16 protein-coding genes are annotated in these 15,331 nt (G+C 72.2%); 2 read left to right on the top strand and 14 right to left on the bottom strand.

The window, feature by feature from the left end; all coding sequences use genetic code 11:
• Nucleotides 1-38: 38 nt before the first annotated feature.
• From AC5L35_RS00175 to AC5L35_RS00230, 12 genes are all read right to left on the bottom strand, one after another.
• On the bottom strand, nt 39-626 hold the full coding sequence (locus tag AC5L35_RS00175) for a hypothetical protein (protein WP_495057428.1): 588 nt from the start codon (nt 624-626) through the stop codon (nt 39-41).
• On the bottom strand, nt 623-1,144 hold the full coding sequence (locus tag AC5L35_RS00180) for a SigE family RNA polymerase sigma factor (RefSeq protein WP_495057429.1): 522 nt from the start codon (nt 1,142-1,144) through the stop codon (nt 623-625). The genes AC5L35_RS00175 and AC5L35_RS00180 overlap by 4 nt, the downstream gene beginning before the upstream one ends.
• A gap of 23 nt (nt 1,145-1,167) precedes the next feature.
• Entirely contained in the window at nt 1,168-1,362 is a 195-nt protein-coding gene (locus AC5L35_RS00185; protein ID WP_495057430.1) for a hypothetical protein, read from the bottom strand.
• 51 nt (nt 1,363-1,413) lie between these two features.
• Nucleotides 1,414-2,232 (bottom strand): hypothetical protein, encoded by an 819-nt coding sequence (locus tag AC5L35_RS00190; protein WP_495057431.1) that lies wholly within the window; start codon nt 2,230-2,232, stop codon nt 1,414-1,416.
• 7 nt (nt 2,233-2,239) lie between these two features.
• Complete coding sequence (locus AC5L35_RS00195; protein WP_495057432.1) at nt 2,240-3,184, bottom strand: ribose-phosphate diphosphokinase; 945 nt, start codon at nt 3,182-3,184, stop codon at nt 2,240-2,242.
• Between the two features lie 64 nt (nt 3,185-3,248).
• A complete protein-coding gene (gene idi / locus AC5L35_RS00200; RefSeq protein WP_495057433.1) occupies nt 3,249-3,800 on the bottom strand; it encodes an isopentenyl-diphosphate Delta-isomerase in 552 nt (183 codons plus the stop codon).
• 59 nt (nt 3,801-3,859) lie between these two features.
• On the bottom strand, nt 3,860-5,215 hold the full coding sequence (locus tag AC5L35_RS00205; protein ID WP_495057434.1) for a dihydroorotase: 1,356 nt from the start codon (nt 5,213-5,215) through the stop codon (nt 3,860-3,862).
• Nucleotides 5,216-5,243: 28 nt separating this feature from the next.
• Nucleotides 5,244-6,755, bottom strand: coding sequence for an aldehyde dehydrogenase family protein (locus tag AC5L35_RS00210; protein ID WP_495057435.1), 1,512 nt, complete (start codon nt 6,753-6,755; stop codon nt 5,244-5,246).
• A complete protein-coding gene (locus AC5L35_RS00215) occupies nt 6,752-7,759 on the bottom strand; it encodes an amidohydrolase family protein (protein WP_495057436.1) in 1,008 nt (335 codons plus the stop codon). The genes AC5L35_RS00210 and AC5L35_RS00215 overlap by 4 nt, the downstream gene beginning before the upstream one ends.
• Nucleotides 7,756-8,376, bottom strand: coding sequence for a cysteine hydrolase family protein (locus tag AC5L35_RS00220; RefSeq protein WP_495057437.1), 621 nt, complete (start codon nt 8,374-8,376; stop codon nt 7,756-7,758). The genes AC5L35_RS00215 and AC5L35_RS00220 overlap by 4 nt, the downstream gene beginning before the upstream one ends.
• Entirely contained in the window at nt 8,373-9,617 is a 1,245-nt protein-coding gene (locus tag AC5L35_RS00225; RefSeq protein WP_495058053.1) for an alpha/beta hydrolase family protein, read from the bottom strand. Before AC5L35_RS00225 ends, AC5L35_RS00220 begins: the two co-directional genes overlap by 4 nt.
• A 2-nt stretch (nt 9,618-9,619) precedes the next feature.
• Nucleotides 9,620-10,912 carry an MFS transporter gene (locus AC5L35_RS00230; protein ID WP_495057438.1) on the bottom strand — a complete coding sequence of 431 codons (1,293 nt, stop codon included), beginning with the start codon at nt 10,910-10,912 and terminating at the stop codon, nt 9,620-9,622.
• 84 nt (nt 10,913-10,996) lie between these two features.
• Here AC5L35_RS00230 and AC5L35_RS00235 point away from each other — a divergent pair, with 84 nt between their 5' ends.
• Both AC5L35_RS00235 and AC5L35_RS00240 read left to right on the top strand, forming a co-directional pair.
• A complete protein-coding gene (locus tag AC5L35_RS00235; protein ID WP_495057439.1) occupies nt 10,997-12,010 on the top strand; it encodes an asparaginase in 1,014 nt (337 codons plus the stop codon).
• Nucleotides 12,011-12,099: 89 nt separating this feature from the next.
• A complete protein-coding gene (locus AC5L35_RS00240; RefSeq protein ID WP_495057440.1) occupies nt 12,100-12,720 on the top strand; it encodes a GntR family transcriptional regulator in 621 nt (206 codons plus the stop codon).
• Nucleotides 12,721-12,730: 10 nt separating this feature from the next.
• Here the strand turns inward: AC5L35_RS00240 and AC5L35_RS00245 are convergent, their stop codons facing one another.
• Nucleotides 12,731-13,882 (bottom strand): acyl-CoA dehydrogenase family protein, encoded by a 1,152-nt coding sequence (locus AC5L35_RS00245; RefSeq protein ID WP_495057441.1) that lies wholly within the window; start codon nt 13,880-13,882, stop codon nt 12,731-12,733.
• 68 nt (nt 13,883-13,950) lie between these two features.
• Entirely contained in the window at nt 13,951-15,315 is a 1,365-nt protein-coding gene (locus tag AC5L35_RS00250) for a hypothetical protein (protein WP_495057442.1), read from the bottom strand.
• Nucleotides 15,316-15,331 lie beyond the last annotated feature (16 nt).

Genomic DNA, 15,331 nt, shown 5'->3' on the forward strand with positions numbered 1-15,331 from the left:
GTCGGGCACTTCGCTACGCACGGCCGGATCCTCGCGCATCAGCCGGTCCGGTAATCCAGCCGGAGGGTGTCGGTGCGGTCGGCCCAGTGCAGGTCGAGGGTCCAGCAGCCGGGCGCGGGCAGGTCGATCGTGGACGGCCCGGGGCCGCCGGGCACCTCCCGCACGACCGGGGGCTCGTCACCACGGTGTGCCACGATCCGCAACGGGCCGGGGGGCGCGGGCTCCCGGGCCACCCAGAGGATCTTGTTGGCGCGGTCGGCCGCGGGCGGAGCGCTGTAGGGGGCGCCGAACAGGACCGCGAGGATCCGGCCGCTGTCACCGAGCACGTACGGCGCCGCCGGCTCGGGTTCGCTGAAGCCGGTGCGGGCCCACTCAGGCAGCACCGCGGGTGCCACGGTCGCGACACACGCCGGCGGGGCCGCCGGTTCCGCATGCCACGCGCCCATCCCGACCGGTACGAGCACGGCGACCGCGGCAACCGCCGCGACCGTGCCGGTCACCTGCGCCGCCAGCCGGGTGCGGGCCCGGCGGCGACCGGCCCGGACGATCTCGTCGACCGGCGCGTCCCGCACGTCGAGGCCGGACGCGGCACGCCGGAGCAACGTGGTGATGTCGTCCTCGGTCATCCCGGCTCCCTCTCGGCGGTCGGCAGGAGGTCGGCGAGCGCGGGGTCGGCGGCGAGCACCGCGATCGCCCTGGCGGTACGGCTCTTCACGGTGCCCGGCGGGACACCGAGGACGTCCGCGGTGCGGCGTTCCCCGAGGTCGGCGAAGAAGCGCAGCACCACGACCTGCCGGTGCTCGCGGCTCAGCCGCCCCAGTGCCGCACCGACGGCGGCGCGCAGCAGGATGTCGGGCTCCGGATCGGGCCGGGCGGCCGGCTCGGGAAGATCGGCGTGGGGCACCTCGCCCCGCCAGCGCCTGCGCCTGCCCCTGGCGACGCCGTTGACCAGCACGCGGTAGGCGTAGGCCTCCGGGTCGTCGGCGGCGCGCACCCGCGACCACGCCGCGTAGCAGCGGCTCAACGCCTCCTGCGCGGCGTCCTCGGCGTCCGGGCGGCTGCAGCCCAGCAGCACGGCGGCCCGCACGAGCGGCGCGTACCGCGCGGCGGCGAAGGACCGGAACCCCTCGTCGTCGCGCCCCACTCTGTCCTCCTCGCGAAAGTTGTCTACCGGGAGGAGTACCTGGCCGTGCCGTCCGGTTCCGTCCCGGCGGCGCCGATCGACGCCGCCGCCCGCCGCAGTTCGGGCAGCAGGGAAAGCACGGCATCCGTCCGGGCCGGCAGATCATCGGGGCCACGCAGGCCCAGCAGGTCCTCGACGGCGTCCCGGAACGCGGCCGCGCCGCTGCGCTGCACGGCCACCGGGGCGTCCGCGCTGAGGATCTGCAGACAGCGGGCGAACGTCGCGATGATTCAGAAGACGGCCTCCCGGTGGTCACCGCCGTCCACGAGGTGCCGGCTCCCGTCGACGGCGATCGGCCGCGCGGCGGCGGTGATGTCACTGGAGAAGAAGAACGGGGTGCGGGCCACCGCGGCCGCCTGGTCGAACACCGTGGCCAGCCGATCGAGGTGGCGCCGCACCGTCCCGGGACGGCACCCGGCGCAGCCGAGCACCGAGAGCAGCCCGTCGTAGAGCGCATCCCGGCCGCAGGCGGCCAGGACATCCCGCGCGGCGAGGTAGCGCAGGCGCACCGTCGGGTTGCGGCACGCGGCCACCAGCACCACGTGCGTGGGCAGGCTGGCGGGGAACATCCACGCCGTCACCTGCTCGTGCCAGGCCAGCGACGGGTCGAGCGCGGAGAGCCGGGACTCCAGCGTCGCGATGACGTTCTCGGACCGCCGCCGCACCGCGGCCGGATCGGCGAAGGTCGGCGCGATCGTCTCCCGAAGCAGCCGCAGGTGCCCGGTCGGATCGAGGATCACCTGATCGCGGGCGAAGCAGTGCGCGAGGTGGTAGGAGGTGGCGACCGCATCGACGTCGGCGACGAGGCTCCAGGGCAGGTAGGTGACGTCGAGCAGGGCGCCCCGATGGCGGATCTTGCCGAGTTTCGGTGGCACCGGCTCGTCGGCCAGCACCACCATCACGTCCACATCGGACCACAGCGCGTGCTCGGCCGTTGCGGGCCGGGAGGCGACCGAGCCGCTGAAGAAGGCGCCACGGAAGCCGGGAACCGTCGGCCCGTGAGCGAGCACCCAGCTCCGCCCGGCTGCGAGCGCGTCCGCGACCAGCACGGAGGTGCTAGTGCTCGTCGAACAGCACGCTGACCGACTCACCGTTGTGGATCCGGCGGACCGCCTCGGCCAGCGCGGGCGCGATCGAGAGCACCGTCAGCTTGGGAGCCAGCTCGGCCCCCGGCACCGGCACGGTGTTCGTGCAGACGATCTCCGCGACGTCGTCGCGCTCCCCGATCCGGGTCAGCGCGCCGTCGGTGAACAGGCCGTGGGTGCAGGCCACCCGCACCGATGCCACGTGGTGCTCGGCGAGCCGGTCGAGCAGCTCCAGGATGGTGCTGCCGCGGGCGATCTCGTCGTCGAGCACCACGACGTCCTTGCCCGCGACGTCGCCGATGATCGAGCTGATCACCACCTTGTCGTCGGCGAGCCGTTCCTTCGCGGCGGCCGCCACCGGCAGGCCCAGCAGGCGGGCGAACCGCGACGCCTCCTTCGCGTTGCCCAGGTCCGGGGAGACGACGACGGAGTTGCCGAGATCGCTGCCGCGGAAGTGGCCGGCGAGCTCGTGCAGGGCGTGCAGGTGGTCGACGGGCACCCCGAAGAACCCGTGGACCTGCGGTGAGTGCAGCGTCATCGTCAGGACGCGGTCCGCACCCGCGGTCTGCAGGAGGTCGGCCACCAGCCGTCCGGCGATCGAGATCCGCGGGGCGTTCTTCTTGTCCGCGCGGGCGTAGGCGTAGTGCGGCATGACCACGGTGATCCGTGCTGCCGACGCTCCGCGCGCGGCGTCGAGCATCAGCAGCAGCTCGACGAGGTTCTCCTGCACGGGCGGCACGAGCGGCTGCACGACGAACACGTCGCGCTCACGGCAGTTGGCGAGCAGCTGTACTTCGAGGCAGTCGTTGGCGAACCGCGTGACCCGCGACGGGGCGAGCGGCACGTCGAGGTGGTGGCAGATCGCCGCGGCGAGCTCCCGGTGGGCGGAACCGCTGAAGATGGTGATCTCGTGCATCGCTGCCCCCCGGCGACCATCGGGCTCAGGGACGGTTGGGATCAGAGCTTCGCACAGGTGCGGGTCAGGCCGGCTGGGGCATCCAGGTGTCGCGGCACCCGTCGAGCAGCGGCGCCTGCAGCCGGGCCCACGGGGACACGTCGGTGTCGGCTGCGCGCGCGTCGGAGACGAACGACTCCCAGCTGCACCACTCCCAGGAGTCCACCTCCGCAGGCTGCGGGCGCGGCTCCCCCACCAGCGTGCACACGAACACCGGGCACAGCTCGTTCTCCTCGACCCCGCCGGACGACGCCCGGTAGGCGAAGTCGGGCAGGACCAGCCGGAGGTCCTCCGCACCCATCCCGAGCTCGTCGGCCAGCCGTCGCCGCACGGCGTCCTCGGCCGCCTCGCCCGGGGCCGGGTGGCCGCAGCAGGTGTTGGTGCGGACGCCGGGGAAGGTCCGCTTGTCCCGGGCCCGGCGCGTGACGAGCAGGCGGCCCGACGCGTCGAAGCCGTAGCAGGAGAAGGCGAGGTGCAACGGGGTGCTGGCGCTGTGCACGGTGGCCTTGTCGGCCACTCCGATCGGGCGTCCGTCCTCGTCGAGGAGAACTACCTGCTCAGGCGGTGCAGAAGTCACGGCATTCACCTCCGCCAGTTTGGCTGATCGTCCGGTCTCGCGCTCGGAGCTTCACCCCACTAGCGGGCGGCGGCGCCGCGGCCGGGCACGAACCGGCCACCGCGGGCACCCACCGGCTTGCCCTCCTCGGCGATCAGGTTCCCGCGCAGGTAGGTCCGCACGGCCAGGCCGCGCACCCGGCGCCCGTCGAAGGGAGTCCAGCCTGCCTTGGACAGCACGTCCTGGTTGCGCAGCGTGCGCTCGCCCGAGGGGTCGACCAGCACGAGATCCGCGTCGGCGCCCGGCGCGATCCGGCCCTTGCGCGGCCACAGCCCGTAGGTGCGGGCCGGGCTCTCCGCGTACACCCTGACGACGTCCTCGTAGGACAGCTGGCCGCGCGCCACCGCGTCCAACAACAGCGACATCGTGCTGTCCAGGCCCGGGAGCCCGAAGTGGACGTTCCAGATGTCGCCCGCCCGCTTCTGCTCCAGGGTGGACGGCGCGTGGTCGGTCGACATGTGGGTGAGCGCGCCCCGCCGCAACAGCTGCCACATCTGCGTCTCGTCGTCGTCGGTGCGGGCCCGGGCGGGCGGGGTGAACTTGCGCAGCGCGCCCTGCTCGATCACCTCCTCCTCGCGGAGCAGGAAGTACTGCGGGCAGGCCTCGGCCGCCAGCCGCCCGCCACGGGCGCGCTCCTGCGCCACGTACTCCGCCACCTCGGGGTGGCTGACGTGCGCGATCGTGGCCGTGGCCCCGGTGCGCCGCACGAGCAAGGCGGCGACCGCCGCCGCCACCACCTCGGCGTCCCGGTTGCGCCACTCGGGCAGCAGCCCGCCGTCGTCGCGACCGGCCTCCCGCAGGAGCTTCTCGGCGGCTCCGGTGAGCGACTCGTCCTCGCAGTGCATGAGGCTCACGGCGTCGACGAGCGCCGTCTGCGTGAGGTGCTCCTTGAGCGCCGCGGCGTCGTGGCCGGGCACGCCGTGGGTGGTGCACGTGAACACCTTGAAGAAGGCCACGCCGGCAGCCGCGAGGTCTGCGACGGCCGATGCGCGCCCCGGCCACGCGTGCGCCGCGAGCCCGTAGTCCACGTTGGACCGCTCACGCAGGTACTCGCGCTTGGCGCGCAGATCGTCCACGCTCACCACCGGCTGGCCGTGGCTGTGCTCGATGATCGTGGTCACGCCGGAGGCGGCCGCGGCGCTCGTGCCGGTCGGGAAGTCCTCCCGGTCGGTGCTGCCCGGGTCCATGAGGTGTACGTGCGTGTCGACGCCACCGGGAAGCACGAGCAACCCGGCGGCGTCCACGGTCTCGCGGGCCGACGGCTGGTCCGGTCCGACATAGCTGATCCGGCCGTCCTGCACGGCCACGTTCACACGGCTGCGTCCCTGTGCGGTGACCACCGTTCCGCCGGCGACGACGAGGTCCATGTCGGGCATTGGTCCGTCCTTGGTCGTGGGGCCGCGGCTACGAGTAGCGCAGGTCCGCGCTGCTGGCGAACCAGTCCGGAGAGCCGGCCGCCGAGTTGATGATCACGCTCTGGGTGCGGGTGTAGCCACGGTAGGAGTCCCAGCCGTTCTCCGAGCCGATACCGCTGTCCTTCGACCCGCCCCACGGCGACGCGGGGTCGATGCGGTGGTGGTCGTTGATCCACACGATGCCGATGTCGAGCTGGTCGGCGACGCGCACGGCACGCCCGACATCCCTGGTCCAGACGGACGCGGCGAGACCGAACGGGCAGTCGTTGGCCTGCGCGATCGCGTCGGCCTCGTCCCGGAACGGGCGGACCAGGGTGACCGGGCCGAAGACCTCGTCGTACCAGAGGTCGTGGGCCGGGGTGACGTCGGCGACGACCGTCGGCTCGTAGAACCAGCCGTCGGCGAACCGCGGCTCGTCCGGTATGCGGCCACCGCACAGTACCGAGGCGCCCTGCTCGCGGGCGCGGTCGACGGCCGCTGCCACCTTCTCCCGCTGCGGCCCGGAGACGAGCGGGCCGATCTGCGTCTCGGGGTCGAGCGGGTCGCCCAGCCGCAGCCGCGCGGTGCGTTCGAGAAGGCGCTCCACGACGGCGTCGTACCGGTCCTCGGCGACCAGTACGCGGGCTCCCTGCACGCAGGTCTGGCCGGTGGCGATGAACGCCGCGAACAGCGCGCCGGCTACGGCGTCGTCGACGTCCACGTCGTCGAAGACGATGACGGGCGCCTTGCCGCCGAGCTCCGCCGTGACCGGGATGAGCGCGCGGCCCGCGTTGGCCGCCACCACCCGCCCGGTCTCGGTGCCGCCGGTGATGTCGAGCTTGTCCAGGCCCTGGTGCTCGGACAGGAACCGGCCGGTGGTGGCGCCGAGGCCGGTGACCGTGTTGACCACGCCTGCCGGCACTCCCGCCTCCTCCAGCAGGCCGACGAGCGCCGTGGGCACCGCGGGGCCGAGCTCGCTCGGCTTGACCACGATGGAGTTGCCGGCCGCGAGCGCCGCCGAGAGCTTCTTCATGGTGATCAGCAGCGGGTGGTTCCACGGCGTGATCAGGCCGGCCACGCCGAGCGGAACGCGCCGCACGACGTTGAGGTAGTCGCTCCCGAAGTCGGGGGCGGTCCCCTCGGCCGACTGCGCCACCGCACCGAAGTACTCGAGCCACTCCGGCAGGCGACGCAGCTGGGCGCGCATCTCCCGGATCGGGCGCCCGATCTGCAGGGTCTCCAGGCGGGCGTAGGAGTCGATGCGGTCGGCGAGCAGCGCGGCCGCGCGGTTGAGGATGCGGGCCCGGTCCCGTGGCCGCATCCCGCTCCAGCGCCGGTCCTCGAACGCGGCCCTGGCCGCGGCGACGGCGGAGTCCACATCGGCGGCGCCGGCGTGCGCGACCTCGCACAGCTGCTCCCCCGTGGCCGGGTTGCGCAGTGGGAACGTCGCGCCGTCGGCGGCGGCAAGCTGCTTGCCGTCGATGTGCAGCAGGAGGGGGCCCGCCAGGATGCTGTCCGTCACTTCTCGTCGTCTCCCTGCGGCCTGCCGAAGAGCCGTTCGGCGTTGACGTGCGCGATCGACTCGATCTCCGCCTCGCTCAGGTCCAGCCCCGCCAGCTGGTCGTCGATGCCGCCCGCGCCCATGTCGAACGGCATGTCGGTGCCCAGCACCACGCGGTCCGAGCCGACCTGCTCGATGAGGAAGCGCACCGCGGCCGTGCTGTGGGTGAGGGTGTCGAAGTGGAACCGGCGCAGGTACTCACTCGGCGGGAGCTCGCAACCCTTCGCCTCCGGCCGCACCCGATGCCCGTGGTCGAGCCTGCCCACCTGGTAGGGCAGATGTCCGCCGCCGTGGACCAGCACGATATCGAGGCCGGGCAGGGCGTCGAGGGTGCCGGAGAAGATCAGCCGGGACGCGCAGACCGCGGTCTGCCACGGGTTGCCCTGCAGGTTGGTCAGGTAGAAGTCGGTGAGCCAGTCACCCGTCGCGCCCACGTAGTACGGGTGCACCAGCAGCGGGACGGACAGCTCCTCCGCCGTGGCCAGCACGGGCCGCAGGCTCTCGTGGTCGAGCGGGAGCCCCTCGATGTGCGGGCCCACGTGGGCGCCGCGGAACCCGTACTCCGTGACGCACCGGCGCAGCTCCGCCACCGCCGCGCGGGGATCCTGCATCGGCAGGGTCGCCAGCCCGGTGAACCGGTCGGTCGCCTGGGCGACCATCCCCGCGATGGCGTCGTTGACGACCCGCGCGGCCTCGACGGCCTGGGCGGCCTCGATCCAGTAGAGGAACATCGTCGGCGCCACGGACAGGACGGCGGCGTCGATGCCGGCGGCGTCCATCGCCTTGAGCCGCACCTGCACGTCGTGGAACTCGGGGAGCAGCGGGTAGCGGTAGCCCTGCGGGTGCACCACCCAGGGCGCGCCGTCGCGCTCCGCGATCGCGATGCCGTCGGGGGCGCTCCCCTCGTACATCGCGTCCACCAGGGCCGGGGGGATGACGTGGGCGTGGGTGTCGACAGATCTCACAGTGCCTCCAGAACTTCCCCAGCCGGGGCGACCCAGCCGAATGCCTGCCGGATGACGGTCAGCGCCGCCTCGTGCGCCTGCCGGTCCATGGTGTCGACGCAGTCCTCCACCACCACCGGTGCGTAGTCGCGGGTATTCGCTGCGACGGTGGTGGCCAGGACACAGCTGTTGGTGTTCACGCCCGTCAGCAGCACGGTGTCCAGCGACCGGGAACGCAGCACGTGGTCCAGATCGGTGGCCGCGAAGCAGTCGTAGCGCTTCTTACCCGTCACCACCAGGTCGTAGTCCTCGTCGTAGACCTCGGGCATCAGCTCGAGACCGGGGCTGCCGGGCAGTTGGTGACGCAGCACGTTCGCGCGGCTGGCGTCGGTGTCGGCGACGGCGACCCACCAGGGGTTGGACGCGATCTCCGCGGCGGACAGGTAGGAGGTGACGACGTGCACCACCGGCACCTCCCGCCGCCGGACCTCGTGCAGGAACTCGGCGTTGGCCTTCGTCACCCGGGCGGCCGTCTCCGCGGGCAAGGGCATCGTGGCGACCTCGGGGTCGAGATGGCCGCGGTGCAGGTCGATGGTCACGACGGCAGGGCGCCGGCCGGTCAGTAGGGGGAGGGTCATGCCGCAGCGGCCTCCTTCGGGTGGGAGCGGCGTTCGATCCGGCCGGAGGGCAACACGTAGTCGACGACGTCCTCGGCGGGCTTGCCCTCGGTGCGTTCGAGCAGCCAGTCGGCGGCGTAGGTCAGCCAGTTGGGCCCGAGTGCCACCGACGGCGTCGGCAGGGACAGCGCGTGCCTGCCCTGCTGGTAGACCAACATCGGGGCAGGGCTGGGGCAGCGCCGCGCCAGGTCGTAGCTGTGCTCCATGGGCGAGAGCTCGTCCTCGTCGCCCGCCACCACCAGCCACGGAGCCGACATCTGCCCGATCAGCGGCCGCAGGTCGATCTGCTCGGCCATCTTGTCGAAGGCGGCCTCGTCGCGTTCGAGGCCGGACATCCACATGTAGCGGGCCTTGAACGACGGCGAGGCCATCTCGAAGATCATGTGGCAACCGGGTTCGTGGCAGACGAGCCCGACAGCCGAGCCCCGCAGCGCGGGCTGGGTGGCCGCGATCTGCGACATCCAGTACGAGCCGAAGGAGAGACCGAAGCCGACGATGCGATCGGAGTCGACCTCGGCACGCGAGCGGCACCAGTCGACGATCTTCTCGCCCGCCTCGATCCAGGCCGTGGGGGTGAACTTCACGCCGCGCACCGGCGCCTCGCCCTGGCCCGGCCCGTCGAACGCCAGCACCGCGAAGCCGCGCTCGAGGAACTTGTCGCCGTACAGGTTGACGTTGAGCTCCTTCGGAGCGTCCATCCCGCCGCAGGAGATGACGGTGGGCAGCGCGCCGCTCGTGTAGCCGCGGGGCAGGTGGAACCAGGCCGGGATGGCGCCGCCGTCGAACGGGATGTCCACCCGCTCGACGTGGTGGTCCGCCAGCTCGGCGTATGCCTCGTAGCAGGCGTTCTTGCGGTCGTCGAGATCCACGAGCTGCGGGCAGTCCTGCCAGATCGGCCATTCCGCGGTGACGTAGAGCAGCGCGGCGTGGAACCAGTGCTCGCGGGCCGCCACCGGGTTGGCGGCCGCCTCGGCGAGCCGCTCGCGGCGCTGCGCCAGCTCCGTGAAGACCGGCACCATGTCGGCGAACTTGTGGATGCGCGACTCGGCCACCCGGAAGTCCGGCACGGCGTCCACGCCCATCGGGCGCAGGGTGTAGGCCACGCGCGGCTGGTCCCACTCCAGCCCGTCGGTGCGCAGCACGGAATCGGTGATCCAGCGCTGCTCACGCCACCGGCGCGGGCCGAGCTGGTGCTGGTCCATGGTCACGCCATTCCTTCCGATGAGCGCGGTGCCCGCGTCCGGACCCGGGCGTTCGCGAACTTGCCGACGTCGACGAAGAGCAGGGCGACCACCCCGACCAGCGGCAGCACGGTGAGCTGCCAGACCGCGGCGCCACCCCAGCCCGCTGCGGCGACCAGCGCGGAGAACAGGTAGCCGGCGAACGCGGCCGGGATGTAGAACGCGCTCACGTAGACGCCCGACGCCCGGCCGATCAGGTGCGGGCGGACCGCGCGCTGCATCGCCGAGTAGATGTTGACGAACAGGAAGCCGCTGGCGATCGCGCCTTCGGCGAAGGAGAGCACGTACTGCGCGGCGGCGCCGGTCGGCCCGTTGAACAACAGGTAGCCGACCACCGCACCCGCCACCAGGGACACGATCATCACCGTGCGCTGGTTGAAGCGGTCCCCCAGCCAGCCTGCGGGGATTCCCAGCAGCGCGCCGAGCCCGAACATGCTCGCGGCCAGCGCGGCCTGCCCGCTGGTCCAGTGCAGCTGGGTGACCAGGAACGTGGGGTAGAGCCCGATGTAGCCGTACATCGAGATCCCCACCACGACGCCGGTGGCTCCCAGCGCCACGATGTTGCGGTTGTAGAGCCGTACCGGCACGTGGTCGACGGCGGGCCGCCGGTCGAGGTCCCCGGCCACCTCCTTCCGCTCGGTGAAGGCCTTGCGGATGACCACCCCGATGAGGACGCAGAACCCCAGCCCGATCAGGCCGTAGACGATGAACGGCACGCGCCACTGGTCGGTGCCTGCCAGCTTCGCGCCCACGACCGGGCCGAGGAACCCGCCGAGGCCGTAGGCGAAGTTCAGGCTGCCCAGCGCCAGCGAGCGGTTGGCGAAGAAGTAGGCCCCGACCGCGGCGAACAGCGCCGCGTTCTGCAGCGCCTCCCCCACCCCGGACAGCGCCCGGTAGGCCAGCATGTCCCAGAAGCCGGCCGCAACCGCCGTGAGCAGGGTGAATCCCGAGTAGATCAGGACCCCGACGATGATCACCGTCTTGCGGGAGAGCCGGTCGAGCAGATAGCCGGCGGGAACGCCGGAGACGCCGATCCCCAGGGTGAAGATCGTGGCCAGCAGGCCTCCCTGGTCGAGCGAGAAGCCGTACTCGCCTCGGATCGACGTCAGTAGGACCGGGAAGACCTGCCGGTCCATCGCATTGACGACGTAGGAGCCGGCCAGCACGACGAGGCTGGTGATCGCGACGGCCGTGGTCAGGCGGGCGGCGCCGGCCGGCCGGCCGACGGCGGGGTCTTCCACTTCGGTACGAGCCACGGCAACGCCCTTCTTCGCGACAGGCTTCGATTTTGCATCATATAAAGTGCACACTGCAGGGCGTCAAGGTGAGGAGAACGTGGGATGACCAAGTCGTGTCTGGCGGTGGGCTCGCTCGGGGGCACCATCACGATGACCAGCGCCAACGGCGCGGGAGTCACTCCCTCCCTCGCCGTGGCCGACCTGCTGGCCGCGGTGCCGGCGCTCGCGGACTCGACCGAACTGCAGACGCGCACCCTGGCCACCGCACCGGGCGCGTCCCTGACCTTCAGTGACCTGTTCATCGCTCTGGACTGGGCCCGCTCCGCCGTGGACGCCGGGGCCGCCGGAGCCGTTCTCGTCCAGGGCACGGACACCCTGGAAGAGACCTCCTACCTGCTGGACCTGCACTGGGACCGGGAAGAGCCGCTCGTGCTCACCGGGGCCATGCGCTCGCCCCGGCAGGCGGGCGCCGACGGTCCGGCCAACATCCTCGCGGCCTCTGCGGTGGCGACCGCTCCGTCATCCCGCGGCCTCGGAGTCCTGGTCGCCATCAACGACGAGGTGCACGCCGCGGCGCGCGTCCGCAAGGCCGACAGCACCGCGATGGACGCCTTCACCTCGGCGCCGTTCGGACCGCTCGGGCGCATCAGTGAGGGGAACGTCACCTACGCGAACCGGCCCCGGCGCTGGGCACCCCTCCCCCGGCCGGCCGGCGCCCACGTCCCGCGGGTGGCGCTGCTCGAGAGCAGCCTCGGCGACGACGGCACCCTGCTGCGCATCGTGTGCGAGGCGGGATACGACGGTGTCGTGCTCTCCGCCTTCGGTGCGGGCCATGTGCCTGCCGCTGTCGCCGACGTCGTGTCCGAGGCGGTCGAGAACGGCCCGGTGCTCCTCGCCAGCCGTACCGGGAAGGGCTCGGTGCTCTCCCACACCTACGGGTTCGCAGGCTCCGAGGAGGACCTGCTCGCGCGGGGGGTGATGCCGGCCGGCTGGCTGGACGGGCGCAAGGCGCGCATCCTGCTGTGGTCACTCCTGGCGGCCGGGAGCCCACTGAGCCGGATCCGCGAGGTGGTAACCGCGCGAGGCGGACATCCCGGTGGTCCGGATCAGATCTAGAATCGCCCGGACAACCGCACAGGGTGGAGGCATCGTTGACTCTCGGTAACCTGAGGCCGGTCGGACGGTCCAGGACGGCTCACGAGTACGTGCTCGGGACCCTGCGGTCCGCGATCCTGGGCGGCTCGCTCGCCGGCGGCACCCGGCTCGTGCAGGCCGAGCTCGCCAGCCAGCTGGGAGTGAGCACCACGCCGGTGCGCGAGGCCCTGCGGGACATGGCCACCGAGGGTCTGGTCGTCTTCGACCCGCACCGCGGAGCGATCGTCCGTCCGCTCGCCATCGCCGAGGTCCGCGAGATCTACGAGCTGCGGGTCACGCTCGAACCGCTGATGGTCCGCCGCGTCGTCGACCGCATCACCGACGAGCAGCTCGACCGCGCCGAAGCGCTCGCGTTGCGCATGCAGACCGAGACGAACCTGTCCACCTGGGTCGAGCTGAACCGCGACTTCCACGCCGTGTTCAGCGAGATCGGCGAGGGCAGCAGGCTGGCCGGGATGCTGGCGAGCCTGCGCGACAGCGCGTCGGCCTACGTCAGCCTGTCGCTCGAAGCCCGGCCGGAGCAGGTGCCCCAGGCCAACCACGAACACGACGCGCTGGTGCGGCTCTACCGCGCGCGCGACGCCGACGGGGCGGTCGAGCTCACCGTGGCCCACCTGCGCTCTACCCTCGCCGCGATCGAGGAGGCCCACGAGCGCGGCGGCATCCGCTGACGCGGCAGGCTCAGAGCCCGCCGCGTGACACCAGCTGGCGCACGATCACGTTCCGCTGGATCTCGTTGGTGCCCTCGCCCACGATCATCAGCGGGGCGTCGCGGAAGTAGCGCTCCACGTCGAACTCGGTGGAGTAGCCGTAGCCGCCGTGCACCCGGATCGCGTCGATGGCCACCTGCATCGCGGTCTCCGAGCAGAAGAGCTTCGCCATCCCGGCCTCGAGGTCGGCCCGCTCGGCCGAGTCGTAGCGCTGCGCCGCATGCAGCAGCAGCTGCCGGGCCGCGGTGATCTTCGTGCCCATGTCGGCGAGGAGGTTGCCCACCGACTGGTGCTGCCAGATCGGCTTGCCGAAGGTCTCCCGCTCCTGGGCGTAGCGCAGCGCGTCGTCGAACGCGGCGCGGGCGACGCCGGTGGCCCGGGCGGCGACCTGGATCCGGCCGATCTCCAGCCCGCGCATCATCTGCGCGAAGCCGCGGCCCTCCACCCCGCCGAGCAGCGCGTCGGCCGGCACCCGGCAGTCGTCGAACGACAGCTCGCAGCTCTCGACGCCCTTGTACCCCAGCTTCGGCAGGTCCGCGGACACGGTGAACCCCGGGACCTTCTCCACCAGCAGCACGCTGACCCCGCTGTGGGCGGGCTGCGCCTGCGGGTCGGTCTTGCACAGCAGCGCGACCACGCCCGCCCGGCGGGCGTTGGTGATCCAGGTCTTGCCACCGTTGATCACGTAGGAGTCGCCGTCGCGGCGGGCGACCGTGCGCATGGCCTGCAGGTCCGAGCCGCCACCCGGCTCGGTGAGCGCCATCGTCGCGCGCAGCTCACCGGTGGCCATCCGCGGCAGGTAGCGCTGCTTCTGCTCCTCCGTGCCGTGATCGAGCAGCAGCTTCGCCACCACGGTGTGGCCACCCATCGCACCGGCCAGGCTCATCCAGCCCCGCGACAGCTCCTCGGTGACCATCGCGTAGCACGGCGTCGACACGCGCACGTCCCCGTAGGGCTCGGGGATCGCCAGCCCGAAGATCCCCAGCTGCTTCATCTGGTCGATCAGCTTCTCGGGATAGGTGTTGCTGTGCTCCAGCTCCCGCACCACCGGCCGGATGTCGCGTTCGACGAAGTCGCGGACCGTGTCGACGATCGCCGACTCCTCGGCGTCGAGTGTGTGCATCGGGACGTCCTCCCCGCTCGTGGGCCAGTCACAGCCAGACAACCACGAGCGGGGGCGCGTGGCTCCCGTCAGCCGGCCTGTGCGCGTCGCTCCACCACCACGACGCCGTAGGCGCCCAGCTCGACCTCCGTCATCGCGGCGCCCGTGTCGTTCACCAGGATCTGCCCGTCCACCTCGGGCTGGACGACGAGCGGCTCGGGGTGCTGGCTGACGAACCAGGTGAACCGCCTGCCGTCCTCGTGGTGCAGCTCACCCACCAGCACGCGCGGGTCGTCCACGCGCACGGCGGGCCGCACCCCCGCCTCGGCCGCCAGCGCGTCGTAGAGCCGCCAGGTGGGCTCCGGATTGGACCTCGGCGTCACAGCCGCCATGTACTCGACGGGGTAGGTGCACAACACCAGCGCGCCCCGACCGACACCCTGCCCGACTCTGCGGCGCAGCAGCACAGGGCGCCCGTGCGCGTCCTCGGCGAGCACCTCGGCGTCGACCGGGTCCACCGGCAGGAACGCCCGCGAGTTCTCCGTACCACCCACCGGGAAGACGAGCTCCTCGCCCGCACGGATCGATCCGAAGGCGGTGCGGAAGGTGACCCGCAGCTCGGCGTCCTCGATGGGGTCGACCAGGCCGTAGCGCAGCCGCTTGCGTACTCCGAAGGTCGTGTCGAGGTCGGGCCACCACGGTCCGCGCTGGTTCGTGTGGTCGCCCACGAAGTACGAGGCGTAGACGGTGGCGCCGCTCTCGGCGAGCTCGACGAGCCGCCGCCAGGTGGGCGCGGTGAGCTGTTTGGACGACGGCACGAGGTAGAGCCGGCAGTCCCGGGGCAGGCCGTCGGCCTCGCGCGCGACCCCGACGGGCAGGTCCGCCTCCCGCGCGGCCACGTACGCCTGACGGCACACGTCGAAAACGACCGTGGCGTCCCGCGGAGCGGTGAACGGGTACTGCTTCTCCAGGAACGACGAGACGACCATTGCCACCTCGGTGTCCGGTCGCGTGCACCGGGCGAGGTCGACACGCTCCACCGTCGCCGCGAAGCCGCGGACCTCCAGCGCCTGCGGCTTGGGGGCCCCGAGCGAGTCGGTGAGCCCGAAGTGCATCTCGAACGGATGGTGGCGGTACGGGTCCTGGTCGGCGAGGTCGTCGTAGTCGGTGTTGTTCCAGGTGATCCACCCGGTGGCCCCGGCGAGCAGCGAGTTGTGCAGCACCTGCCGGTAGTAGTGGGCCGCGTTCTCCAGCCCGAACTCCTCCAGCACCACCGGGAGCCCGGCAACGTCCAGCAGCTCGCAGATGAACGCAGCGCCCAGGTGCTGGCGCACCGGGTCGGTCTCCATCCGATGGACGTGCGGGCCGAGGAAGTCCACGAGCTGCGCCATCTCGCGCACCCGGAACCCGTTGTCCGCTCCGGTCACCTCGACGCCCCAGGCCCCGTCGCCCACCGAGACCGGCTGCCTG

Source organism: Pseudonocardia sp. OZ21 (assembly GCF_059359135.1).

Excerpts from the sequence above, each read along its gene's own strand:
- AC5L35_RS00175 (WP_495057428.1), bottom strand. The coding sequence starts at position 626 with ATGACCGAGGACGACATCACCACGTTGCTCCGGCGTGCCGCGTCCGGC.
- AC5L35_RS00205 (WP_495057434.1), bottom strand. The coding sequence starts at position 5,215 with ATGCCCGACATGGACCTCGTCGTCGCCGGCGGAACGGTGGTCACCGCA.
- AC5L35_RS00225 (WP_495058053.1), bottom strand. The coding sequence starts at position 9,617 with ATGGACCAGCACCAGCTCGGCCCGCGCCGGTGGCGTGAGCAGCGCTGG.
- AC5L35_RS00220 (WP_495057437.1), bottom strand. The coding sequence starts at position 8,376 with ATGACCCTCCCCCTACTGACCGGCCGGCGCCCTGCCGTCGTGACCATC.
- AC5L35_RS00245 (WP_495057441.1), bottom strand. The coding sequence starts at position 13,882 with ATGCACACACTCGACGCCGAGGAGTCGGCGATCGTCGACACGGTCCGC.
- AC5L35_RS00235 (WP_495057439.1), top strand. The coding sequence starts at position 10,997 with ATGACCAAGTCGTGTCTGGCGGTGGGCTCGCTCGGGGGCACCATCACG.
- AC5L35_RS00195 (WP_495057432.1), bottom strand. The coding sequence starts at position 3,184 with ATGCACGAGATCACCATCTTCAGCGGTTCCGCCCACCGGGAGCTCGCC.